Below are 24,519 nucleotides of genomic sequence, written 5' to 3'. Positions count from 1 at the left end.
TGGTATCCGTTAATTTTGTGGCGCCTGTTCATGGGACATTGTTTTCAATTTAATCGCAAGACCACAGGAGAAGTAGATCTTCACCACTCCAACAATGATCAAATGAAAGTTCGGGTGTGAAAGCAAATCTAAGTCATAGAGATAGGCTGCTTTTATTGGCGCGTCGCCGTTTTCTATCATGGCGACTAGCCAATGATAGATTGCAATCCCCTCTTTGATCACCCCGAGCACTATCAAGGCTACGCCCGTTAAAAACAACAAGCGACAATACCACAGCGCAGTTTCTAAACCCGGACAGCGTAAATTACGAAATGGAATAAATTTCATGTCAATCCTTTATTTACGTCTTGATTGCTCGATTTTGATTAGCTCAACGGTATGGTGCAACAAAGATAAATCTCCTTCTTTACCATGCCCTGGGATAACCATGTTTGCTTCTGGATATCGGCTTAATACCTTGTGTATAGACGCTTGCCACTCATCAACCGAAGCATCCTCCAAGTTACCTAAATTTTTACTCGCCACACTTTTCACAAAGCATCCTGCGAATAAAATTTTAGATTGTGGCAGCCACACGACAATATTGTCTTTCGAGTGCCCTGCACCTGGGTAATAGGTTTCAACGACACCTGACTTAATCGCTGATGAGGCTTGCGGCAAATTATATAACGCAATCGCGCTGTGTTTTTGGGCTAATAGATGGTTAGTTTGGGCTGATGCATAGGTTGGGATCTGATGTTTATTTAATACCGCTAGGCCACCGCTTGCATCTTGATGGTAATGCGTGACCACCGCCCCTTTAACATTGAGCTTGCGGTCCTCAGCCCACAATAGCAGCGCTTCTGTGTCTTGCTCAGTCCAAGGTGTATCAACAATGTAAGCATCTTGACCGTCGACCACAACCAGACCAGAGCCGGCCACTAGCCCCCAAGGTTCAACGTGTAGCGAAGATTCATGTTTATAAACATGCTCAGCAATCGGCGTTACCACTAAAGTCGACGTTTCCGTTGCAACTGTCACGCAGGGTAACAAGAATAAGAAAGGAGCTAAAAACTTCATCTGAAGTTGTTCGTGTTAATTAAAAGTGACGAAAGACTATCAAGTTTAAGAATATAAAGTCCAGCGAAATGAAACGTCACACTGCTAAATAACGGAAATCTATTTTTGGTGTTAAACACGTATGGGAGAGTAAATTGTTATGTTTTCTATGGTTTAGTTATTGGTTGTATATACGCCTAACATAGTTTCACATCAGGCGTAATAGTATTACAATCTGCATAAGTTCTGATTGCGCTTAAGGAACCTTACAGTAGTACTTGCCTGTAGGAGCTGGATTACATGCCATTCGGCCTGTTAACGTATCTGTCCCTCTTGCGCCTGCAACATCTTTAGTTTGAGCAGTTGCAATTTCTTTACCTAATAAGCTTTTTAAGTTGGTTTTTTTTATAGTTAATTTCATGTTACTTCCTTATTTTCATTGTTATACTCAAGTAATACAGTACCCAAAAAAAACAGAAAAACAACCCCCAAATAGAAACAAAAAAGACTTTTTTAAACAATTTGATACCAAAAAGCATCAAAGTGACAACAAAAGTTACTACCGTCTTATTTCCCCAACTGAGCTAGTATTATAGGTCTAAAAAATGCGCGGCAATCTAAAATCGCCACGCAAATGGTTGGAGAAGTGTAAACTAACCTACCAGTGCAAGCAAAATGCCGGCAGCAACCGCACTACCCAATACACCCGCGACATTGGGGCCCATCGCATGCATCAGCAAGAAATTATGTGGATTACTTTCAAGGCCAACCTTATTGACCACGCGCGCAGCCATCGGGACTGCGGATACCCCAGCAGCGCCAACTAACGGATTAATGGGGGTATCGCTAAATCTATTCATGGTTTTAGCCATTAATACACCTGCTGCGGTACCAATCCCAAAAGCCACGGCACCTAGTGCTAAAATCCCCAACGTCTCAACCGTTAAGAATTGATCAGCTGCCAACTTTGAGCCCACCGCCAAACCGAGGAAAATGGTGGTGATATTAATCAACTCGTTTTGCGCCGTTTTACTCAAGCGGTCTACTACACCACACTCTTTCATCAAGTTACCCAAGCAGAACATACCAACCAAAGGTGTTGCTGCAGGTAAAAACAATATCGTTAGGCCCAGTACCGCCAGAGGAAAGAGGATTTTCTCGGTTTTTGATACATGGCGCAGCTGCGGCATCGCAATCTGACGCTCTTCTTGCGTCGTGAGTGCTTTCATGATTGGTGGTTGAATAATTGGCACTAACGCCATATACGAATAGGCTGCCACCGCAATTGCCCCTAGTAACTCTGGTGCAAGCTTAGACGCGAGGAATATCGCAGTTGGTCCATCTGCACCGCCAATAATAGCGATTGCTGAAGCGTCTTGCAGGGTAAATTCAAAACCCGGAATATAGTTCAGCAAAATAGCCCCAAACAAAGTGGCAAAAATCCCAAACTGCGCAGCGGCACCAAGCAACAGCATCTTGGGGTTGGCTATCAGTGCACTAAAGTCCGTCATCGCGCCCACCCCCATAAAGATCAGCAAGGGGAATACTCCGCTGTCTATACCAATGTAATACACGTAGTACAAGAGCCCACCGGGATCGGCAAGCCCAGCAACAGGAATGTTCGTGAGTATGGCACCAAAGCCAATAGGCACTAATAGCAACGGCTCAAAGCCTTTGGCGATCGCAAGATACAAAAGTCCGCAGCCCACTGCCATCATGCAAAGTGCAGGCACGGTGAAGTTGGCAAGCCCTGTTGCTTGCCATAAATTAAGTAACCCTTCCATCACGACATCCTTATGCTAAAGACATGATGGCATCGCCAGCACTGACGGAATCGCCTTCAGAGACGAGTAGTTCTGCGACTTGACCACTGTGTGTTGCACGCACCTCGGTTTCCATTTTCATGGCTTCCATGATGAGTACTACATCGCCTTCTTGCACCTCATCTCCTGCGCGCACCATAAGCTTAAAGATGTTGCCGGCAAGTGGGGCATTCAAAGTTTCACTGGAGTTCACCGAAGTTGATTGCGGAATGAGCTCACTGTCTTTGACTTGTACTTCTTGTAACTCACCTCCCGGCGCAACCACTACATCGTATACTTTGCCATCCACTTTTACGCTGTAACGCTCAGTAGCTGATGACTTAGCTTTAGCAGGCGCCGCTGCAGCTTTTTGTTGTTGGCTTTCAACAAGCGTCGGTTTTGGCTCAAACGCATCTGGGTTGTTGCGGTTTTTCAGGAATTTAAGGCCAATCTGCGGGAATAATGCATAGGTAAGCACATCATCAATAACCTCGTCGGCTAAGGTAATTTGTTCCTCTTTTGCCGTCGCGACTAGTTCGCTTTGTAAACTATCCAGCTCAGGTTCAATTAAGTCTGCAGGACGGCAGGTAATAGGCTCTGCGCCTTCAAGCACTCGTTGTTGCAAAGCTTGGTCGACTTGCGCTGGTGTCGCTCCATATTCGCCTTTCAGCACGCCAGCTGTTTCTTTGGTTATAGACTTGTAACGCTCACCGGTAAGTACGTTTAATACCGCTTGCGTCCCGACTATCTGTGAGGTTGGTGTTACGAGCGGTAAGTAGCCAAGTTCTTTACGCACACTTGGAATTTCTTTTAGTACTGCGTCAAGCTTGTCACCTGCACCTTGCTCTCGCAGTTGATTTTCCATATTGGTTAACATGCCACCAGGCACTTGTGCAGATAGAATACGACCATCTACTCCTTTTAAGCTGCCCTCAAAAGCTGCATATTTCTTTCTCACTTCACGGAAATAGGCTGCGATCTCTTCTAGCTCTAGTAAATCAAGCCCTGTATCACGTTCTGTACCTTCCACAATCGCCGCGATAGTTTCTGTTGCACTATGACCATAGGTCATACTCATCGAAGATATCGCCGTATCGAGCATATCGATACCCGCATCTATGGCTTTTTGATAAGTTGCAGTACTGAGCCCAGTGGTTGCATGGCACTGCATTGCGATAGGAATAGAGACGGACGCTTTGAGCCCAGAGATTAACTTTTCGGCATCATAGGGTTTCAGTAATCCAGCCATGTCCTTGATACAAATGGAATGACAGCCTAAGTCTTCGAGCTGCTTAGCTTGCGTGAGCCACATTTCCAGCGTATGAACAGGGCTTACGGTGTACGAAATCGTGCCCTGCGCATGCGCGCCCACTTTGATGGCCGCTTTAATAGCCGTTTCTAAGTTGCGCACGTCGTTCATTGCATCGAATATTCTAAATACATCTACCCCGTTATGGTGGGCACGTTCAACAAACTTTTCAACAACATCATCAGCATAATGACGATAGCCCAATAGATTCTGACCACGCAGTAGCATTTGCTGTTTGGTTTTTGGCATTGCAGCTTTCAGTGCACGGATCCGCTCCCATGGATCTTCGCCTAAATAGCGAATACACGAGTCGAAGGTTGCTCCCCCCCATGACTCAACAGACCAATAGCCCATATTGTCGAGCTTCTCAGCGATAGGAAGCATATCTTCCAAGCGCATTCTGGTGGCGAGTAATGACTGATGCGCATCGCGCAGCACTAATTCGGTTAGCTTTAACTGTGACATGCAAAACCCCTATTAATTGTTTTTTCTGTAGGCTGCAACGGCAGCGCTAATGGCTGCAATATGTGCCTGTGGCACACTCCGTGACGATGTTGCTCTAGTTGTTTTTGATCTTGTGGTACTTGGCTCTACTTCTTTAAATTGAGCAGCAAAGTTGGCCAATAGTCGCATCGCAAAAATCAAAATGGACAGAAAAACAAAAACACCAACCATACCGGTCAGCATTAGATTTCCTGCTTGCAGTAGCTGCGATCCAATATCCATTTTTACCCCTTACTTGCTATTTGGTTTTCCTGCTCGATGTTAACGAACTGGTATAAACCTTCACTTTTTGTAGATATTTATTCACCTTATAACAAAAAATGTTCCACTGTAAAGTCCGGTGTAAATTGGTATTACCAAAACATTTAACTCACAAATAATCAGTGAGTTAGCAAGGAAAGCACTAATAAATGTGGAAAATTAACGTAATAAATATGAAAAATATTCAAAATAGCGCTAACTAATATTGAGTTCCTAATGAATATAGAAAGAATTTTTGATTGCGCAAGATAAATTGTAAATTGGACTGACCAAAAGGTAACGTTTACGTAAACGTCATGCTGTATAACACGTATTTCGCTGGATATAGTAAAAGGGAACTGCAAACAATTTATTCGCATTACAGCTTTTTCAATATAGATGGGTATAATAAGGGGAAATTTTTGCCACAACGAACGTCTATGCCCTCCCTTGAACAAAATGAAAATTTATCTTTTCAAAGCCAATTTAAGTTAGATAAAGCCTATTATCGAGAGTGTTTTGAAGAATCTGAAGCCAATGGGCTTGCTGTTAAACCGAAATATGGCTTGCTTGTACTGCTAATTACACTGGGGCTGTTTGCTATTTACGGTTTGCAGGAGCACTACGTCGGGAACTTTCTTATTCTATTGGCTGTAGTTGAATGCGTTGCTTTCTACTATCGCAAAGCTTGGTGGGTGATAAGACAGTCGTATTCTCGCGCTGCCGGCAATATCGTCGAGGTTTCAATCTCTAAAATAGGTATTAGCACCAAAGCGACACATGCCGAATTTTCTTACCCATTTGACGACTTAGATAAACTCGTTGAAACGAATAGAGGTTTTTTGGTGTTTCACCAAAACAAACCGAGCTATATCAGTAAATCTGGACTTAACGAAGGAGCGATTGCTTTTTTGTCTGAGCAAAGCCAGAAATAAGAAACCCCGCAGTGGCGGGGTTTTTTATGCCAGTCAAACCATGTTAACTAACATCGTAATTCAGTATTTGGTCAATTACATATTGCCCGGGCTAGATTTCTCAGCCTGAATTCGCATGTAAATTTCTTCACGGTGAACTGAAACATCTTTAGGCGCATTTACACCAATACGTACTTGGTTACCTTTAACACCTAGTACTGTTACAGTCACTTCATCACCAATCATCAGGGTTTCACCTACTCGACGAGTTAGTATTAGCATTCTCTTGCTCCTGTTATTCCAAAATTTAAAAGATTCCGCGTCAAATCCATTTTAAATAAAAGTTCCCAGAAAAGTAAGCAAAAACTTCTTTTACTCAGTACTTTCCAATTCGAATTTGGCATGTAAAGCCCGTACAGCTAGCTCTAAATATTTTTCTTCTACTAGTGCCGAGATTTTTATCTCTGATGTAGATACTAATAGAGTGTGAATATTTTCTTCGGCCAATGCCATAAAAAAGAGACCAGCAACACCTGAATGAGATTTCATCCCGATGCCAACCGCTGAGATTTTTGCCACGTTAGCATTAACCTCTACCGTTGCGCCACCTAAATTTTGTGCATGTTGCGCTAAAACTTCTTCCGCCAGAATACAATCATTTGCGTGCACAGTAAAAGCATAGTCTATTTTTTTCTCACTGTGGTTCAAATGGTTAATCATATCGACTTCGATATTATGCTCACCAAGAAGAGAAAGTATATTGGCAAGATTACTAGGTTTTGCATCTACATTGTTAACTAAGATAAGCGCTTCGTCTTTGACACTCGCTACCCCAGAGACCACTTTAGTGTTTTTCATCTTACCTTCCTCATAGCTAATTAAGGTGCCGTTATCAGGAGAAAACGAAGAAAGTACGCGCAGTGGTACATTATATCGACCGGCCGCTTCAACCGAACGGATCTGCAAAACTTTAGCGCCTACACTTGCCAGCTCCAACATCTCAGGAAAAGTAATATGTGATAGACGCCTTGCATTTGGCTCTATTCGTGGATCGGTAGTGTACACACCGTCGACATCAGTATATATCTGACATTCGTCTGCTTGCAAAGCCCCTGCGATTTCAACTGCTGAGGTATCTGTACCACCACGCCCCAACGTGGTGATATTGCCTTCTTCATCGCGTCCTTGAAATCCGGCAATAATGGTTATTCGGTTATGCTCAAGCTCTTGCTTTAAGCGGGTCGTGTCTATTTCTGTGATCCGCGCTTTAGAGAACATGTTATCGGTTTTAATACCAACCTGATCGGCAAGTAAGCTCACGGCAGAATGCCCACGCTTAATGATGGCCATCGCCAATAACGCGATAGAAACTTGTTCGCCGGTGGTGATCAACACATCTAGCTCACGAGAACTGGGACGAGCATCGATTTGTTGGGCAAGGGAAATGAGACGGTTTGTCTCGCCTGACATTGCAGACAACACGACCACCACTTGGTGGCCTTGTTGTTGCGTTTTGATAACGTGTTCAGCAACCGCCTCAATACGCTCTACCGAACCTACCGAGGTGCCGCCAAACTTTTGTACAATCAGCGCCACTTGCTGATTACTGCGTTACTTCATTTAACCAAGTTGGAACACTGTTTAGTGCTGCGTCTAGGTTTTCTGGTTGTGAACCACCAGCTTGCGCCATATCAGGACGACCGCCACCTTTACCACCGACTTGAGAAGCCATGTGATTAACTAGCTCACCTGCTTTTACCTGACCAACTAAGTCTTTCGTTACGCCAGCGATTAGGCTTACTTTATCGCCATTTGCTACACCTAGCGCAATGACACCTGAGCCAATCTTGTTCTTCAGATCATCGACCATGCCACGCAGTGCTTTAGACTCAGTTCCTGCAACGTTCGCTACGAGCAATTTAATCCCATTCACTTCCGTTACAGAGTCAAGTAGCGTTGCACCCGCGGCACTTGCTAGTTTGTCATTTAGTTGAGCAACTTGCTTTTCAAGGCCTTTTGACTTTTCAAGTAGCGCAGATACTTTTTCTAGCACTGATGAGGTATCACCCTTAACCAAAGCCGCAATTTCAGAAAGCACTTGCTCTTGCTCATTAACATAAGCGATAGCATCAGCACCTGTTACTGCTTCGATACGACGAACACCCGCTGCGATACCGCCTTCTGATACAATCTTGAAGAGACCAATATCACCAGCGCGCTTCACGTGTGTACCACCACAAAGCTCGATTGAGTACCCACCAATTGAAACGACTCGAACTTCATCATCGTACTTTTCACCAAAGAGCGCCATCGCTCCTTTGTCTTTGGCAGCATCGATATCCATCAACTCAGTTTGCAGAGCAAAGTTACGGCGGATCTCTGCGTTCACTGCATCTTCTACTTGCTGCAACTGTGCTTTAGTGACGCCTTCAAAGTGTGAAAAGTCGAAACGCAAACGATCTGGCAGTACCAATGAGCCCTTTTGAGTAACATGATCACCCAATAAATCACGCAGTGCTTTATGTACTAAGTGCGTTGCAGTGTGGTTTTTCTTCACTCGCTCGCGGCGCTCAGCATCAATACGTGCATCGGCTTTATCGTTAACACCAATGCGACCAACCACATGACCATGGTGTGCAAATGCATTACCTAACTTTTGTGTGTCAGTAACCACAAACTCGCCGTTAGCCACTTTTAGTACACCCGTATCACCAACTTGGCCGCCTGACTCAGCATAGAAAGGCGTGCGGTCAAGGATAACCACACCTTGTTCACCATCTTCTAAAGTATTGGTATGTTGACCTTCTTTAAAGATTTCAACCACAGTGCCGGTATAGTGCTCAGCGTCATAGCCTTTAAAGTCAGTGTTTTTATCAGACTTCAAGCGCTCGTTGTAATCTGCACCGAACTTGCCAGCCGCTTGCGCTTTTTTACGCTGCTCTTCCATGCATGCTTGGAAGCCGCGCTCGTCGATCGTCATAAAGCGCTCACGCGCCACATCTGCCGTTAAGTCTGCAGGGAAACCGTAAGTGTCATACAGTTTGAACACCAAATCGCCTGGAATAACGTCACCTTCAATACCAGCTAGGCTTTCCTCTAGAATAGTTAAACCACGGTCTAAGGTTTTACCAAACTGATCTTCTTCAATACGCAATACTTTTTCGATAATTGCTTGTTGCTTCACTAATTCAGGGTAAGCTTCACCCATTTGCTCAGCAAGTGCAGCAACTAACTTATAGAAGAATGCCCCTTTTGCACCGAGTTTATTACCGTGGCGAACTGCACGACGAATGATACGACGTAGCACGTAACCACGACCTTCATTCGATGGCATAACGCCGTCAGCAATAAGGAACGCACACGAACGAATGTGGTCAGCTACTACACGTAGTGATTTATCTTCTAAATCTTGAGCATCTGTTACTTTTGCAGCTGCTTTAATCAGCGCTTGGAACAGATCAATCTCATAGTTTGAGTGCACACCTTGCATAATTGCAGAGATACGCTCAAGGCCCATGCCAGTATCAACCGACTGCATTGGCAGCGGTTCCATTGTGCCGTCCGCATGACGGTTGTACTGCATAAATACTAAGTTCCAGATCTCAATGAAGCGATCACCGTCTTCTTCTGGTGAGCCCGGTGGTCCACCCCAAATGTGTTCGCCGTGGTCATAAAAGATTTCAGAGCAAGGACCACAAGGACCCGTGTCGCCCATTGACCAAAAGTTATCCGCCGTTGCAATACGGATGATCCTGTCTTCAGGAACACCAACTTGTTTTGACCAGATCTCAAATGCTTCGTCGTCTTCATGGTAAACCGTGACTAGTAGCTTTTCTTTTGGCAGCTTGATCACATCCGTAAGGAAACCCCAAGCAAACTTAATTGCGTCGGTTTTAAAATAGTCACCGAAGCTAAAGTTACCTAGCATTTCGAAGAAAGTATGGTGCCTTGCGGTATAACCTACGTTTTCAAGGTCGTTATGTTTACCACCAGCACGAACACAGCGCTGTGAACTGGTTGCTCGCGTATAAGGGCGTTTTTCCGCACCCAAGAAGGCATCTTTAAACTGCACCATACCAGCGTTGGTGAACAGTAAGGTGGCATCATTACCCGGAATTAACGAGCTTGAAGGCACCACTTGGTGCTGTTGTTTAGCAAAGAAATCTAAGAAGCTTTGCCTGATTTGTGCGGTAGTCATATGCTGCATGTGATCATTCACCCTTTATTTCTTCTTGCTCTGCTGCAGTCATTGCAGCTTCAATTGCAAAATCTATTTCATCAAAACTAAAGCCACGATAACTCATGTAACGTACGCGCTTAGTTTTTTCTTTATATTCTATCGGTTGTGCGCAAAGACCGTACTTTTTTTCATAGGTTTTTGCGGCTTGCATGTACCAATCAATTTCACGCTCAGCGATTAGCGTATGCAAAGTCTCTCGGCTCACACCCTTTTGCCCTGCATCCATTAATACACGCTTTTCTCCAAGTCCTTTTGCAATCTGGCGGTTTAAAAAGCTCTCTGCATAGCGGTTGTCATTAACGTAATCGAGCGACTTTAGCCAAGATACCAATTGCTCCGCGACTGCCGCTGTAGCCCCTTTTTGCAGTAGCTTTTGCGTCAATCCTAACTCAGAGTACTCTTGTCTCGACAATAACCAAACCGCATAGTTTTTTAGCTTTTTAACTTCTTGTTCGTCCATCAGGCGTCAAAGCGTCCTGAGTCAGACTGAGAGATGTTAGCATTTTCATCATTTTCCTTCTTTTCAACGATAATTGGCATAAACATCGCCTGAAAAGAAACAAAAAAGCCTATCATGGCGACTGGCATGATAATAATCGCCGGGATCATCGATAGCGGTATAGACGCGACGATAAGCGCTGCGACGACTAAGCCGTAAATACTCAGCGCAGCCATATTATGATAAAAAGCGGCAAGCGAGCACTTCATCGCGTGAAAAATACGTTTTTCACCTTGGAAAAAGACCTGAGGCACAACAAAAGCAAAGGCCATCATAATGACCGATTGTGCAATCACAAATACGGCAACTTCGGCAAAACTAATATTGCCCGCGATAAGTCCGATAAGTTCATTCGGATCGGTGTTTGGGCCAACACTCTCGAGTGCAGTCGCCACATCACTAAATAGCACACCGGCAACCATAGTCAGCAACAGTGCACCTGCCATTTGATAAATACCAACTCGGAACAAGTGTAATCGGCGGCCTTTCGCTGCAAAAGGCTCAAAAATGTCAGCCAACTTTATTGGTTTATTGATCTGTTTATTGATAACGGCAAGATAGAAGCCAGCGCTTAAAAAAGGACCAGACAAGGCTGCGATAATATGAAAAATAGGTGCGAACAGGGGTAATAGGCTTACTACCGCCATGAAAATGTACATCAGCATGAAAGTCATAGGCTGGGTTTTGAAAATTGCCCACCCGGCTTTTAGCCACTGCACGCCCATGCTTGCTTTGAATGTTCTAATTGGTGTCGACATAGTCCACTTAATTTAAGCTATAACGTCTTTGATTATACTGATTACCGCGTCGAGTGAAAAGGCATGAAAGGCGGATTTGTCAGCGCTTTTTAGCATATTTTAAACAAATACTGATGGTAGACGTAACCTACTTGGACATCTTAAGTTTTAAGGGATTGGAAAGAGAATAGAATGTTTGATATGACAAGCCAACCGAAGCACTTACCTAGTCGGCTTGTTGTGATAAGCATATACGCTTAGGCTAATCCGCTTTTGATATCTTTTTGATATCCAGCATGTGGGCACCGTGTTGGATCTTCGTTTTTAGATACTGTTCATTACCAGAAACCCCTGCCTTAACGTGTGCCTGAGTGCCAACTACTTCATCGACGGTAATACCCGCATTTCTCAGCGCCTTTAGCTTTCTTGGATTATTCGTCATTAACTTAACGTGGTTTAATCCGAGCGCCTGAAGCATCAACACGGCATCAGAGAAATCTCTTAAGTCATCTTCAAAGCCGAGGTGGTTATTTGCCTCGTAGGTGTTCATCCCTTGTGATTGCAATACATAAGCATCGATTTTATTGTACAGGCCAATGCCACGACCTTCTTGGCGCAAATATAACAAAATGCCGCCTTGTTTATGCATCGCCTCGATACATTCATTTAACTGTTCGCCACAATCACAACGAGAAGAATGAAAGACATCGCCGGTTAAACACTCTGAGTGCATACGAATTAGGGGAATTTGCTGCTGACTGTCTGCGCTATTAAATACCAGCGCAACATGTTCTTGGCCGTCTTTTAGCCCTGAAAAAGAAACTATTTCTGCAGGGATATTACTATGCTGCCCTACATTCAGCCCGACTCTCGCTCTTACTTCTGCCACGTCTTAATCTTGCCTAATGTGATAATATAACAATATGCTACCATAAATGGGATATGGTGTCTCTAAGTTCATTATACAAGGGCAAGACGGACATCGCATTGGTAAATGTCAAAATTCGAACTAGGCTATATAAAAAGGAAAGCGAAAACATTTATAACTCATGCGCTCTGTTTTTATCTGCCTACTATTTTTAACCACATTCAGCTACGGCTCTGACATCGATTTCAGTGGCTTTGCTACGCTCAAGGCGGTTAAAACAGACTCCCATACTGCCAAAATCAGAGAGTCCATTTCACAACCGCACGGTGTAGAAAGAGATGAACTCGACTTTTCATTTTCATCTTTGGGCCTACAAGCCGAATGGCATGCTAGTGATAACTTGGAGCTTGTTGGACAGCTGCTGTTAAAAGAACAACATGATGACCGAGTGAAAAACGCTATTAAACTGGCATTTTTACGTTACCACTTAAACTCAAACTGGCAATTCCGGGCAGGACGTACCGGGTTAGATCTATTCTTAATGACTGAATATCGAGATATCGGCTACTCGATGGATATGGAACACCCTCCCGTTGAATTTTACTCTATTATCCCACATCAGAACTTGGATGGCGTTGACATGCAGTACCGCACGCCGCTTGATCAGGGCATCGCCAGTATCAAGGCATATTGGGGGCGCTCCGAGTCACCTATCTACAGCGATTATGAGTTTTTTTGGAATGTAGAACTTAAATCTATCTTGGGTGTAGCGGTACAGTACGAAACGTTAAATTGGCTGTTTAGAGCCAACTATACAACAACACAAGCAGCTAATGAACACGAGCAGCAAAAGCAATTACGCGATGCACTCACGCAAGTTCCCCTACAAGTTTGGCCAACCAAAAATGAGCTTATCGATTCTCTTTATATCATCGACAAGCGCTTCACCTACAGCGCAGTCAGTATGAGATACGATGACTCAAATTGGCTACTACAGAGTGAAATATCGCTGACGGATTCCAACTCCAGCGTGCTCAACCACTTAAAAGCAGGCTACATCACTCTGGGCAAGCGCTTTGATTTAAATACCTTGTCTTTCACCTACTCAGTTGCCAAGTCCGATAATGAGCCAAGTGTAGAGCCTGGTCCACTCGTCCCATTACCTGAATTAATGCAAATTTACGAGGCGGCTTCCATGCACTCTGGTTTTTATCAACTGGATCAGCATAGCACTTCCCTAACGTGGCGACGTGAATTGAGCCCAACATTAGCGCTAAAGTTCAATTGGAAACATACCTCTGCTGACCATTTGCCCAGCGCTTTCTACCTTCACAATACAGAGCAATTTAGTGATCCTGACCTTTCCTTCAACACCTTTACGCTTAGTTTTAATTGGGTGTTCTGATGAATAGGTTACTTATTGCTGTTTTCTTCCTTGTTTCTTACCCAATTTCAGCAACAGCCGATATTGCCGTCATCGTTAACAAAGACAACCCCATCGAGTCGATATCGCAGCGCCAACTGATAGACATGTACATGGGAAAATACGTTGCTTTTCCCAACGGCGATATGGCCGTGACCTATGACTACGAAAAATCACACCCTTTAAGAGGCCCTTTTTTTCTGGCACTGACAGGACGTAATGAAAGCCAAATCAACGCCTATTGGTCAAGAATAAAATTCAGCGGCAAAGTTTCTCCCCCTCAGTCATTTTCCTCACCGTCGACTATACTTGAAAATATCAGAAATACGCCAAATGCAATCGGCTATGTTCCAGCAGACTTTGTGACCGGTGATGTGAAGGTAATTTACCAAATCGATGACTAAATATGGGCTGATCGTGCGACTAGCACTCGTGCTTGTTGTCTCGACTTTAATTTTTTCAATGCTTTACGCTAAGTTATATCACGACCATATTGTTGAGCGTGAACTTCGGCGCTCTAATACTATTATCGGGCAAATTGGCCAAACCGTGTCGTCTTCTTCCTCTATTGCGACTTATCTCAATGACAAAGACCTTGCTGTAGAAGTTATTAATGGCCTAGTCAGTAACGACGTTATCTCTTCTGCCGCAATCAAAAGTGAAGAAAAGTGGCTCGCTCAAAGCGTAGGATTTAAGCCGAAAAATGCTACCATTATTAAGCTTAATCATCCGTTTTTGTTGAGTGAAATCGTAGGTGAGATCTATATTCAACCAAATTCCGTTTTTATCGAGCAAAGTGCTAGAGATATCGCTCGTTCAAGCGTTCAAACTTTGTTGGTCGTCATCATCCCGATATTAATCATCTTTACCGTCGTGACACACTTCATAGTAACGAAACCCCTAAGTAACTTAAGTAGTCAAATTGCTAGGGTTATTCCTGGAGCCCCCTTGAATTTAGTCGTGCCTAAAGGACATGAATCAAGTGAAATCGGTGATATTGCAAGCAATACCAATCAACTTATTGCAAAAACCGCTTCTATGTTCGAGCAAGAACGGCAACTACGAGCTGATATCGAAATCCTTGAGAAGCGCTTTAGACTCATGTTTGAGCGCTCATCTTCTCCCACTCTACTGGTAAAAGACAAAGGTGAAGTGATATTAGCTAATGATGCCGCTTGTGATTTGCTGGCAGGTATGGCAATTGACCTTGATGAATATTTTCCCGAAAGTTTTGGTCGCTACTGCAAAACTCCGGATATTCTCTACACCTTTACGGAGCATACCTTGGAGCTTAACCAGCCAACTCAATCAGAGTTTGAGTTTATCAACCCCATGACCGAACAACCTGTTTGGCTGAGTGTCATCATGCTGAGAGTGGAAAGCAGCGGACAATTCTATTTACAGGTGTTTTTATCAGATATCACGCTGAGAAAAACCGTGTTTCAAGAACTCAATAAAAAGGCTAACCGCGATAAGCTAACGGGCCTCTATAATCGCCATGGTACTGAGATCAAGATCAACGAGTGGTTAGATACCGAAACTCCATTTAGCTTATTTATTATTGATTTAGATGAGTTTAAACCAATCAATGATATTTATGGCCATAACGCCGGCGACGCTATGTTAAAGCATATCGCCACTCAAATTAGTACTCAGGTTAGAGAACAAGATGTGGTTTGTCGCTGGGGAGGTGATGAGTTTTTAATTGCCTTGCACTGTGCCAAAAATGAAAAGTTGCAGCGCATCGCTGAAAACCTGCTAGAGGCGATAAACACCGAGATGATTTGGCAAACGCCAGAAGGGAAATCACTGCCACTGCGAGTTGGCGCGAGCATAGGTATTGCAAGCTACCCAAGAGACGCGGTTGAGCTAAGCCAATTAATTGAGTGTGCTGATGTCGCTATGTATACGGTAAAAAAAGACAAGAAAAACGCCTTTCAATTTTACTCTTTAAGCGCTTAGTTCTACCGCTCAAGTTATACCAATTCGCTTAATTAAGTGATCTATTTTGAGGCGAGAGAATCTTGTCGATAACTAGGCGAAAATTTTGCTATTTAGTTATTCTAAATGAGAAATTTTTAACGCTGTTAGCGTCAGATTTACTCCTTCAAATTGAGCAAGTATTAAGACTAATTGGTATTAGTGTGTACCGATGTACGACAGTCCACCAGCACACCTAACTTGCCTTTATCTACTGAAAGTGACTTATCTGCTGCATTGCCTCTTGAATATATTCAAAGTTTGGCTCTTGCTCTGATGGCCTGTTAGTTTCATCGAGCGTCTCGTAGGTTCCCATGGGCGAGACTTCAATAATTTGTTGCTTACTCACAACCGCATATTTGTTGTAGCTACTAAGTAGTAACCAATTTCTCTCTTTAACGGGCCCGGTTAGGTTATAACCCGTACTATACTCTTCAGGCGTGTTTTTAATCCCTAAGTACTCATTCATCAACGTCGGAGCCAGGTCTAAGTGACTGGTTATCACATTTGAGGCTTGCCAATGCTGCCACTTTTCGCTTTTTGGTCCAACAACAATAAATGGCACCTTTATCTGCGGCTCAGTAAAATTACTATTATGTCCCCAGTAATTAAGCTTGTTGTCATTCAGCTCTTCACCATGATCTGACGTGATAATCACCAGTGTATTCTCTATATCAAGCTGCGCTAATACCGATTCAGCAAGACTATCTACAAAGTGTGTACTGGTAAGATAACGATTTAAAATTGGTTCTCTATCATAATCGTTGTCCAATAACATATGGTTAATGGGACCGTGCATTGGCTCAAACCCGGCATGGTAACCCTCAGGAACTGCGTAGCCATGGATTGCATCATAAAAGAGAAAACTGAAAGACGGCTGGTTTGGATCTTTATTAGCATGCCATTTAGCCCAATTTTTGGTGATCTGCTCATCCCTAGCTAAAACGTCATCACCTTCAGTATGTGTTTTCAAGCCTATAATGTTGGCAAAGACTGTTTCATTGAACTCAGGGCGAACAAGCTGAGCAGAAGAGAATATTCCAAGTTGATAGTTCAACTCCCGCATTCTGTCCATCAATAACGGTGTAACACGATTGTTGTAAATGTCCTGCCAAGCGGTGCCTGGCAAGCCATAAAATAACCCGGTTATCCCTGTACGTGTAGAATTTCCAGTAGAGAAGTGTTGATTGAAGACCACTCCCTGTTGTGAGAATCGCCAAATATTGGGAGTCACTTGCGCTGTAAAAGCATCATACCGCCATGAATCCAGCACCACAAAAACAATATCAAGAGGCTTCTTAACTGGCTCTACTTCAATAGGTTGTAAAGGATAGTTAAATTGTCCTTGTGTTAAAGACATGGATTTCTGCTGCGCCAATGCAGCTTCATCTAGCAAATCATATCTACGCAAAAAGGAGTTTGCTGTTGCGGGTTTGTAGAGGGGTAAGTACTTACTGAACCCTGTGATCGGTTGATATACCGTCGCACTTGCCCAAGCATGAATAGTATTGCTCGCCAACAGCGCAAAAATGGTTACGCTGGTAAACTTTCGACCAAAACGCAGCTGCATTACAGCTCGGGGTTTACTTAACCACGTTGACAGGTAAAACTGGAAAACAAATATCATAACAAAAATGGCTATCGCTTGAGCCCATGCAATTGGCGAGAACTCAATAACTTGGCCTGCAAGCAGCATATCGACAATAACACCGTTAATATGAAACTTGTAAAGCTCAAAGCACAAGCTATTTGCAATAAGTGCTACGAAAAACAATGCATAAAATAAAGCAAAGCATACGGATCTCACTTTATTTGACTGTAACCATACTAAAGGCATAGCGACAATACTCACTAATGCTGTGAGTAAAGCCATATGGCTCCACGTTGATACGGAAACGTAAAATAATGTCAGTCCTTGATAATCGGCAGGGTTGGTATTTACAACGTTTATGGTAATTAAGATTGAGCAAAGAGAGTTGATAAGAACCAACCAGCCGAACTGGTGAAACCGATGACGCAATAGCACAGTTCAAATTGTTCCTTTAATAGAAAATTTGACTGTTATATTACCGTTCTGACATATTAGTGTCACATTAAAAATTGTGAAAAAGTTTAACGCCGAAACAAGTCGCTTTGTTAGTACTGTTTCAATATCGTTTCTTTATAGTTTTCTGCTTTTATTTCAACTTGATACTTGCTAGCCAGTGAATCCAGCTCTGCTTGCCACATCGCCAAATCATCCATCGTTATGGTATTGTCATCCAATTGCCATAGCTGACGAGATCCCGCATAGCTATACTGAATCGCCGTCATCGCATCTACATCCCCCTGCTGCGCTGCCTGTTTTAACTTTGCCATTTTACGGGTGATTTTGTTCAGTGATTGCTTTAAGTCCCACACATAACTTACTTCGGTCATAAAGGGATGCGCTTTGTGCTTTTTGAGCACGAGCCCAATGACGATGCTGGTCACGACTACACCAGTTAAATTCCAATGAAAATGGCTACCATCAACATCAGGAAATAATTGGATCAATAACTGAGCAATCCCTAAACTACCGATTGTTAGCGCTGCAACGCAAGCAATGATAACTTGATTTAGATGTTTGCGATAACGCGCCTTGTTGATCTCAACTAACTTCATAACAACCTATGATCACGAAAAATTAAATAATGTACTCTGCTCCTCGTGCATTGTAATCCAAGGCCTGTAACCAAACCAAGATACATATCAAAAAAATCTAAAAACTTTCACCCCGTTTCCGTTACTCAAACGTTCTATGTTACGAAAACAACATAACGGGGATAAAATCATGACGATATTAGCCACTCTTCAACGGCCTAATTCAGCAATTCCAAAACTCGCACTATCGCTTGTTGGCGCAGTTATTATTACTTTTGCCACCTTTGGCTTTATGCAAAACTTGGTCTCTCAAGAGCTCACTCGCCCCATTATCGACATAGAAGTATTTGATCTTACTATTGCAGCGGATCGAGAGGACTCTCCAGTCGAAGAAAAAAGGGTAATGCCAGAACCACCAAAACCAATAACGGCCCCGATTAGACCTACTGAAAATATCGTTGATACAGGAGATAATCTACAAATTAGTAGCGAGACACCTCGCTTAGATTTAGGTAAGTTTACTAACACAATGACGCTGCAATTCTCCACCGATGGGCAAGCGACTCCACTTGTTAGAAGCAACCCTAACTATCCGCCCGCGGCTGCTAGAGATGGAGTGGAAGGCTGGGTAGAAATGGAGTTTGCCATTTCTCCACAAGGCGAAGTGATTGATGTTAAAGTGACGAATGCGGAGCCTAAAAGAGTATTTGATCAGGCTGCTGTCAGAGCACTAAGGAAATGGAAATATAGACCACTTATTGTTGATGGAAAACCGCAGCCGCAATACGCTCAGCGCGTTGTATTAGAGTTTACACTGGAACAATAACAGCCATTGATACGTAATCAATTTGAGTCGCTGAGTCACGAAGTAAACTTCTTAATTTAGCTTATTGATATTAGGGTCTGTTGACCCTTGAGACTTAGGATTGCCTATGCTGAGTAGCTTGAAAATGTGGCGTGCTCGCGCCACCAGCAACGTAGAAGATCCGCTTTATGAATATGCGACGACGGGTAAAGTAAAATACCTAGAGCAAGTCATTGAGCGCTATCAAAGTGATTTATTTCACTTTCTAAAAACACAAACACAGGCGGCGTCGGCAGAAGATATATGTCAAAAAACATGGCTAAAAGTCATCGAAAAGAAAAGCGCTTATCGACAGCAGGGTCACCCCAAGGCTTACTTGTTTCACATTGCACGTAACTTGCTAATCGATTCAATCAGGGCCTCAGGTAAACTCTCTGAGTTGACAGATAGTAAAGTAGGTATGACCAACTCCAATGAGTTTACAAAAACATCGGAGGAACAGTGGCTATACCAGCAAATTGCTGCACTTCCTTTATTACAAAAAGAGGCGCTAAGCTTACAGTTAGAGGGCTTCAGCTTAGCTGAAATAGCGCAAATTGTAGGGGCCACACAAGAGACTGTAAAAACTCGAATTAGATACGCAAAAGAGACACTAAAGTCTCAAGTGGGTGAAAACCATGAGTAATTTAGACAAATTTGACGCCAAGTTAAAAGCGGCTTACCAAGCTAGCAAGCAGGACAAACCGTTAACTTTGGCTACTCGCATCAAGGTGCGACTAGTTAGCTTTGCCCATCATTTTTTGGGTCGTATAGAAACTTGGCAGTGGAGCGCGGTTACTTGTTCAGTCGCTTTACTTTTCACCTTATGGTATCAAAATCAACATGTTGATATTGATAAAGAATATAACTCAAGTGCTCATTTAGTTAGTTATGGAGATTTTCAACACATCGAAACGCATGAGCTACAGCAGGGCCAGTATCTTGCCCGTATAGACGAACAGAAAAAAGTGCTGGATGCTAGATTTGAGGCTGCGCAACAACAAGTTCAAGAACAGCGTTACGGTCGACTCGTTGCGATTAACGATGATGCTTGGTTAATTGAAGAGTGTAATACCCATACTCTCATCGAGTTAAAACAGAGCTTACTTAGCGCCATGCCGCAACCAAAAACCAGTGTCATTAATTTTAATACGCCAGTTATGCTAGCACTGTCGACCGCCAACCAAGGGCAAATTATTGCAATTGAAAGTATAGGGCAAAACCAAGTTTTGGCTTGCCCCTAACAGGCGCTCTTAAATCATAATAAGGCTGGCAATAAAGAAGCAGATAATAGCTAATACGCCCCCCACCAGTGCATAGGGTAATTGGGTTTTAACATGAGTCAGTAGGTCACACCCTGATGCCAGTGCCGATACCGCGCTGGTATCAGAGATAGGCGAGCAGTGATCGCCAAATATACCACCGCTTAAAATAGCACCAAGCACAAGCGACGGCGGCAAGCCAAGCGCTTGAATCAGTGGCACACCAATCGGTATTAATATGGCAAAGGTGCCCCATGATGTGCCAGTTGTAAATGACATGATTGCACCTGTAATAAAGAGTACAGGTACTATCAAGTAAATAGGCAGATAGTCACCAACTAAAGACGCAACAAAAGTCCCTGTTCCCAACTCTTTTAAACTTGCACCTAGAGTCAAAGAGAGTAACACAATGCTTACCAATGGCAGCAGCTCCCCCATCCCCTTAAAGCCAACATCCATTAGCTCGTGATGACTAAATCTCTTACCAGTTAAAAGCAGCAGGTACGCAACGGTTGAAGCTAAAATTGTGGCATAAAGTACTGACTTAGAACCACTACCATTTGCCAATACACCATCGCCTGTCCAAAACATAAATCCAATCATACTTACAATCAGCGTTAATAAAGGGATCAGCATATAACGCGATTTGGTGGCACTTGGCCCACTACCTATTTCAGCTGTATGGTGCTTTAACTCTTGCTCTGCGGCCCTCATCGGTCCATGAACTTTATCAAAGACAATAGTATAGAGAACAATTAACAGTGCAATAATCGCATAAAAATTAAACGCGACACTACCCCATAAAATACTCACTGCCGACTGCTCAAGTTCGTAGTTACTCAGCAATCCAAGCACATAAGCACCCCAACCATTAAGCAAAATCAAAATACATACAGGAGCGCTAGTACTATCGATGATATAAGCCAAGCGAGCCCGACTCATCTTGAACTTATCAAATAGTCCCCTCGCAACAATACCAGAGGTTAGTACACTCATATTTGATTCGATGAACACTGCCGTGCCAGTAAACATGGTTAGTAAGCCAACCTGACGTTTACTTTTAGCGACGCCTCGATTAAGCAGCATATTCACCGTTGCAGCAACTCCACCTGACTCTCTAATGTAGGCGAGCAATGCACCTATCACGATGCTAAAAATCAAGATCCGGCTGTTACCTGCCGATGTCGCAACCTCAATAACACGTTCAATACTGCCTACGAATGTGCCGGCAATTAGCGACTGCTGACCATGTAGAGCCAATAAAAATTCGGAAGAAACTAGCGCTAAAATCAATGCGATAATCACTTCTTTACGCCAAAACACGACTGCAATTGCAATCAAAGGTGGCAAAATCGAGTACCAAGCCATATAGTTTAATCTATAAATTCAAAACACTTAGCTTAAGTTAAGCGGTTTAAAACACCAAGTCTTTGCGACTAAATTAAATTTAAGTCAACATTTAACCCCAATACTGGTACAATGAGTGTGTTTTGTGCAATGATATTCCTTTTTGGTCTATCGTAACGTTCCAATTGAACCTATAATATGGACAGATTAATTTAGTTCGGATTGAGTATCGCATGTCTACATTTGTCAAAATAAAAGCACTTCGTCCATCACTATCAAATAGTGAAGCAAAGCTTGCTGACTTTACCTTGAACTCGGGCGATAAAATCCGTGCGCTTTCCTCCGTTGAGCTGGCACGCGAAGCCGGTGTCAGCCAATCTAGCGTCGTAAAATTTGCCCAAAAGCTGGGTTATAAAGGATTTCCAGCATTTAAACTTGCCGTTGTTGATGCGCTCAACGAGCAAACGGATACCAGCGCACCAATTGATGAGTTAATTTCCAGTAATGACTCCATCGAGTTAATCGCAGATAAATTACAACTAAAACAGCAAAATGTTATTTCCGAAACTCGAAAACTTAACTCAGCAAAACAGTTTGAGAACGCAATTCAGTTGGTGAAGAACGCACGAAAAGTCATTGTGTGTGCACTTGGTAGTACTTTCACTATGGCCCAAGATTTAACTTGGAAACTCCAAAAGCTTGGTATTCCGGCAATTGCTCAGGTTGATGAAATCAGCGCCTCTAGCTTTATTGCAACGATGGGGAAAGACGATCTTTTTATTGTGATCAGCAATACAGGAACCAGTAAGAGCTTGCTAACCTTGACTAATCAAGCATTGGACAATGGTTGTAAATGTCTTGCCATTTCTCGTTATGGTAGCCACTCACTTGCGGAAATGGCAGATGCGATACTGTATTGCATCAATGAAGGAGAGCCACTTAAACATTCAGGCATGCTGTCTCGTACTTCTCAAGCCTACCTTATTGATGTTTTATTCACGGCACTTGCACAATCAAACCTGCATTGGCAAAAACGCGTGGATAAGGCCAATGAAAACATGCAAGTATTGCGTGGCGAGTAAGACTTAAGCCACTCACGGCAGACTCGTGCTGCCGTTTACCTCTAGCAAGAACCCTTACAGTCTCGGGTATAATAAATACTTTTTCCGCTGCTTTAAAAAATCTTGTACATCCTGCTGCCACAGTTTTCTCAACTCTGATGCCGATTGGCCAGACTCAATGGCTTTGCGGATTTTGTCCGTGCCTGCAAGCTTATCGAGAAAATCGGGGGACTGAAAAAACGCTTTATTCTCGTGCTTGAACTGTGCGTATGCAGCAACAAACCAAGTTAGATCAAAACCTCGTACATTGCTGTTTCTTAAGTCCAAGCCAAACGCAGTCACACCATTTAATTTAGGATTGGAAGCCGCACCTAGTACTGGTCGGGGAGTGAACTGAAACTCGCCCAATTTAGGATCTGGATAGCCAAAAACTTGAAATGGAAAATCCGTTCCACGACCAACAGAAATAGGTGTCGCTTCAAAAAAGCACAAAGATGGATACAAGTAGATTGCTTGTTGGTTTGGTAGGTTAGGACTTGGTGGTATCGGCAATCTGTATTCAGTGTTACCGCTATAGTTTCGCATTGGAAATACACGTAACTGTGGCGCTTTAAGCGAGATTAACCACCCTTCTCCTTTAATCATAGTCGCCAGTTCGCCAACGGTCATGCCATGCAATACGGGAATGGGATGCATACCAACAAAAGATTGAAATGGTTTTTCTAATAATGGGCCATCAACATATGCGATATTTGGATTTGGCCTATCAAAAACCCAAAATTCAATATTTGCATCGGCTGCGGCTTCCATCGCGAGGTGCATAGTGCTGATGTATGTATAAAAGCGCAACCCCACATCTTGAATATCAAAAATAAGCACATCGATATCTTTGAGCTGCTCAGGCCTTGGCTTTTTATTACTGCCATAAAGCGAAATGATTGGTAGCCCAGTTTTCACATCTTTTGCATCATCTACTTTAGCACCCGCATCATAATTACCACGAAAACCATGTTCCGGTGCAAAGACCTTTTTAACATCCACTTCTTTATTAAGTAAGTAGTCAACTAGATGTTGGTCGTCAACGCGGGATGTTTGGTTTACGATTAATCCGACGCGCTTACCTTTTAACACAGGTAAATACTCTTCTGCGCGCTCAACACCTAATGTAAGCGCTTCAACAGTTAAAGGAACACAACAAAAAACAAGTAGTAAACAAATTCTGAGTGATTGAAACATATAATGCTTTCTCTAAATAAATACGCGATTAGGGTATCAGTCAGAAAAAAAATGAAAAGTGTTTCGGGAGTTTAATCATGCAGTAGTGAATCTCTGAGCGTTGTCGTATTCAACTTCCGTAACAGATCGCAGGGTGAACCTCCGAGCGTCGATGTATTCAACTTTCGTAACAGCTCGCAGGGTAAACCTGCTCCTACATGGATATTAGACACAAAAAAACCGACTTTCGTCGGCTTGTTTATCTCTTTATTTTAACCACTTGAGATAAGTAGTGGATGCAGGACGTATGTTGTGGAGAGTGAGTCTTCGACTGCCTTCGGGTACGACTTACGCAAAAGATCGCAGGGTGAACCTGCTCCTACATGGATATTAGACACAAAAAACCGACTTTCATCGGCTTGTTTATCTCTTTATTTTACCACTTGAGATAAGTAGTGGATGCAGGACGTATGTTGTGGAGAGTGAACCTCCGGCCGCCTGTTTTTACTTTCATTCTTTAACCACTTGAGGAAAAGTGGCGGACGCAGGAGGATTCGAACCTCCGACCGCCTGGTTCGTAGCCAGGTACTCTATCCAGCTGAGCTATGCGTCCG

General features: G+C 43.2%; 24 protein-coding genes and 1 tRNA gene. 8 read left to right on the top strand and 17 right to left on the bottom strand.

Annotated features, from left to right (window positions below; all coding sequences use genetic code 11):
- Positions 1–9: 9 nt before the first annotated feature.
- The 6 genes from EXT48_RS03745 to EXT48_RS03725 all read right to left on the bottom strand — a co-directional run bounded on the left by EXT48_RS03745 (position 10) and on the right by EXT48_RS03725 (position 4,875).
- Complete coding sequence (locus EXT48_RS03745; protein WP_017216300.1) at positions 10–327, bottom strand: hypothetical protein; 318 nt, start codon at positions 325–327, stop codon at positions 10–12.
- Positions 328–336: 9 nt separating this feature from the next.
- Positions 337–1,059, bottom strand: coding sequence for a subclass B1 metallo-beta-lactamase (bla, locus tag EXT48_RS03740; RefSeq protein WP_130163608.1), 723 nt, complete (start codon positions 1,057–1,059; stop codon positions 337–339).
- Positions 1,060–1,294: 235 nt separating this feature from the next.
- A complete protein-coding gene (locus EXT48_RS23685) occupies positions 1,295–1,459 on the bottom strand; it encodes a hypothetical protein (RefSeq protein WP_165384082.1) in 165 nt (54 codons plus the stop codon).
- Positions 1,460–1,691: 232 nt separating this feature from the next.
- The gene (locus tag EXT48_RS03735; protein ID WP_010606214.1) at positions 1,692–2,822 is read right to left on the bottom strand and encodes a sodium ion-translocating decarboxylase subunit beta; all 1,131 of its coding nucleotides are present in this window, start codon (positions 2,820–2,822) and stop codon (positions 1,692–1,694) included.
- 10 nt (positions 2,823–2,832) lie between these two features.
- Positions 2,833–4,614, bottom strand: a complete 1,782-nt coding sequence (gene oadA / locus EXT48_RS03730; RefSeq protein ID WP_130163607.1) for a sodium-extruding oxaloacetate decarboxylase subunit alpha — start codon at positions 4,612–4,614, stop codon at positions 2,833–2,835.
- Positions 4,615–4,626: 12 nt separating this feature from the next.
- On the bottom strand, positions 4,627–4,875 hold the full coding sequence (locus EXT48_RS03725; protein WP_130163606.1) for an OadG family protein: 249 nt from the start codon (positions 4,873–4,875) through the stop codon (positions 4,627–4,629).
- A gap of 440 nt (positions 4,876–5,315) precedes the next feature.
- On the opposite strand from EXT48_RS03725, the gene EXT48_RS03720 reads away from it, so the two are divergent.
- Entirely contained in the window at positions 5,316–5,828 is a 513-nt protein-coding gene (locus tag EXT48_RS03720; RefSeq protein WP_240703341.1) for a YcxB family protein, read from the top strand.
- Positions 5,829–5,903: 75 nt separating this feature from the next.
- On the opposite strand, the gene csrA is transcribed toward EXT48_RS03720, so the two are convergent.
- The 6 genes from csrA to ribA all read right to left on the bottom strand — a co-directional run bounded on the left by csrA (position 5,904) and on the right by ribA (position 12,172).
- Positions 5,904–6,089 (bottom strand): carbon storage regulator CsrA, encoded by a 186-nt coding sequence (gene csrA / locus EXT48_RS03715; RefSeq protein WP_010375935.1) that lies wholly within the window; start codon positions 6,087–6,089, stop codon positions 5,904–5,906.
- A gap of 90 nt (positions 6,090–6,179) precedes the next feature.
- Positions 6,180–7,403 (bottom strand): aspartate kinase, encoded by a 1,224-nt coding sequence (locus tag EXT48_RS03710; RefSeq protein ID WP_130163605.1) that lies wholly within the window; start codon positions 7,401–7,403, stop codon positions 6,180–6,182.
- 7 nt (positions 7,404–7,410) lie between these two features.
- A complete protein-coding gene (alaS, locus tag EXT48_RS03705) occupies positions 7,411–10,014 on the bottom strand; it encodes an alanine--tRNA ligase (protein WP_026000859.1) in 2,604 nt (867 codons plus the stop codon).
- Between the two features lie 4 nt (positions 10,015–10,018).
- The gene (locus EXT48_RS03700; protein ID WP_039493582.1) at positions 10,019–10,507 is read right to left on the bottom strand and encodes a regulatory protein RecX; all 489 of its coding nucleotides are present in this window, start codon (positions 10,505–10,507) and stop codon (positions 10,019–10,021) included.
- Positions 10,507–11,304: a BPSS1780 family membrane protein gene (locus EXT48_RS03695; RefSeq protein WP_069018961.1), complete on the bottom strand. Its 798-nt coding sequence runs from the start codon at positions 11,302–11,304 to the stop codon at positions 10,507–10,509. Before EXT48_RS03695 ends, EXT48_RS03700 begins: the two co-directional genes overlap by 1 nt.
- 241 nt (positions 11,305–11,545) lie before the next feature.
- A complete protein-coding gene (gene ribA, locus EXT48_RS03690; RefSeq protein ID WP_010606207.1) occupies positions 11,546–12,172 on the bottom strand; it encodes a GTP cyclohydrolase II in 627 nt (208 codons plus the stop codon).
- A gap of 160 nt (positions 12,173–12,332) precedes the next feature.
- Between ribA and EXT48_RS03685 the strand changes: the two genes are divergently transcribed.
- From EXT48_RS03685 to EXT48_RS03675, 3 genes are read left to right on the top strand one after another with little or no spacing between them, the layout of a single operon-like run.
- Entirely contained in the window at positions 12,333–13,556 is a 1,224-nt protein-coding gene (locus EXT48_RS03685) for a hypothetical protein (RefSeq protein ID WP_130163604.1), read from the top strand.
- Positions 13,556–13,978, top strand: a complete 423-nt coding sequence (locus tag EXT48_RS03680; RefSeq protein WP_069018962.1) for a hypothetical protein — start codon at positions 13,556–13,558, stop codon at positions 13,976–13,978. Before EXT48_RS03685 ends, EXT48_RS03680 begins: the two co-directional genes overlap by 1 nt.
- Complete coding sequence (locus EXT48_RS03675; RefSeq protein WP_130163603.1) at positions 13,971–15,536, top strand: sensor domain-containing diguanylate cyclase; 1,566 nt, start codon at positions 13,971–13,973, stop codon at positions 15,534–15,536. The genes EXT48_RS03680 and EXT48_RS03675 overlap by 8 nt, the downstream gene beginning before the upstream one ends.
- 229 nt (positions 15,537–15,765) lie before the next feature.
- Here EXT48_RS03675 and EXT48_RS03670 read toward each other — a convergent pair whose 3' ends face one another.
- Both EXT48_RS03670 and EXT48_RS03665 read right to left on the bottom strand, forming a co-directional pair.
- On the bottom strand, positions 15,766–17,580 hold the full coding sequence (locus tag EXT48_RS03670) for a DUF3413 domain-containing protein (protein ID WP_240703340.1): 1,815 nt from the start codon (positions 17,578–17,580) through the stop codon (positions 15,766–15,768).
- A 110-nt stretch (positions 17,581–17,690) separates the two neighbouring features.
- Positions 17,691–18,197 carry a DUF3087 domain-containing protein gene (locus EXT48_RS03665; protein ID WP_130163601.1) on the bottom strand — a complete coding sequence of 169 codons (507 nt, stop codon included), beginning with the start codon at positions 18,195–18,197 and terminating at the stop codon, positions 17,691–17,693.
- Positions 18,198–18,366: 169 nt separating this feature from the next.
- On the opposite strand from EXT48_RS03665, the gene EXT48_RS03660 reads away from it, so the two are divergent.
- The 3 genes from EXT48_RS03660 (at position 18,367) to EXT48_RS03650 (ending at position 20,264) form a co-directional block, all read left to right on the top strand.
- Positions 18,367–19,002 carry an energy transducer TonB gene (locus tag EXT48_RS03660; protein ID WP_130163600.1) on the top strand — a complete coding sequence of 212 codons (636 nt, stop codon included), beginning with the start codon at positions 18,367–18,369 and terminating at the stop codon, positions 19,000–19,002.
- A gap of 106 nt (positions 19,003–19,108) precedes the next feature.
- On the top strand, positions 19,109–19,666 hold the full coding sequence (locus tag EXT48_RS03655; RefSeq protein ID WP_130163599.1) for an RNA polymerase sigma factor: 558 nt from the start codon (positions 19,109–19,111) through the stop codon (positions 19,664–19,666).
- A complete protein-coding gene (locus EXT48_RS03650; protein ID WP_130163598.1) occupies positions 19,659–20,264 on the top strand; it encodes a hypothetical protein in 606 nt (201 codons plus the stop codon). Before EXT48_RS03655 ends, EXT48_RS03650 begins: the two co-directional genes overlap by 8 nt.
- Before the next feature lie 9 nt (positions 20,265–20,273).
- On the opposite strand, the gene EXT48_RS03645 is transcribed toward EXT48_RS03650, so the two are convergent.
- The gene (locus tag EXT48_RS03645) at positions 20,274–21,650 is read right to left on the bottom strand and encodes a Na+/H+ antiporter NhaC family protein (protein WP_069018969.1); all 1,377 of its coding nucleotides are present in this window, start codon (positions 21,648–21,650) and stop codon (positions 20,274–20,276) included.
- 212 nt (positions 21,651–21,862) lie between these two features.
- On the opposite strand from EXT48_RS03645, the gene EXT48_RS03640 reads away from it, so the two are divergent.
- Positions 21,863–22,711: a MurR/RpiR family transcriptional regulator gene (locus tag EXT48_RS03640; RefSeq protein ID WP_130163597.1), complete on the top strand. Its 849-nt coding sequence runs from the start codon at positions 21,863–21,865 to the stop codon at positions 22,709–22,711.
- A 54-nt stretch (positions 22,712–22,765) separates the two neighbouring features.
- Here EXT48_RS03640 and EXT48_RS03635 read toward each other — a convergent pair whose 3' ends face one another.
- Both EXT48_RS03635 and EXT48_RS03630 read right to left on the bottom strand, forming a co-directional pair.
- Positions 22,766–23,926, bottom strand: a complete 1,161-nt coding sequence (locus tag EXT48_RS03635) for an exo-beta-N-acetylmuramidase NamZ domain-containing protein (protein ID WP_130163596.1) — start codon at positions 23,924–23,926, stop codon at positions 22,766–22,768.
- 515 nt (positions 23,927–24,441) lie between these two features.
- Positions 24,442–24,518 (bottom strand) — tRNA-Arg (locus tag EXT48_RS03630).
- Position 24,519 lies beyond the last annotated feature (1 nt).

Source organism: Pseudoalteromonas sp. CO348 (assembly GCF_004208845.1).
Classification (GTDB): domain Bacteria; phylum Pseudomonadota; class Gammaproteobacteria; order Enterobacterales; family Alteromonadaceae; genus Pseudoalteromonas; species Pseudoalteromonas maricaloris.
Note: the sequence above shows the minus strand (reverse complement) of the source record. Positions and strands in the feature narration are given on the sequence as shown.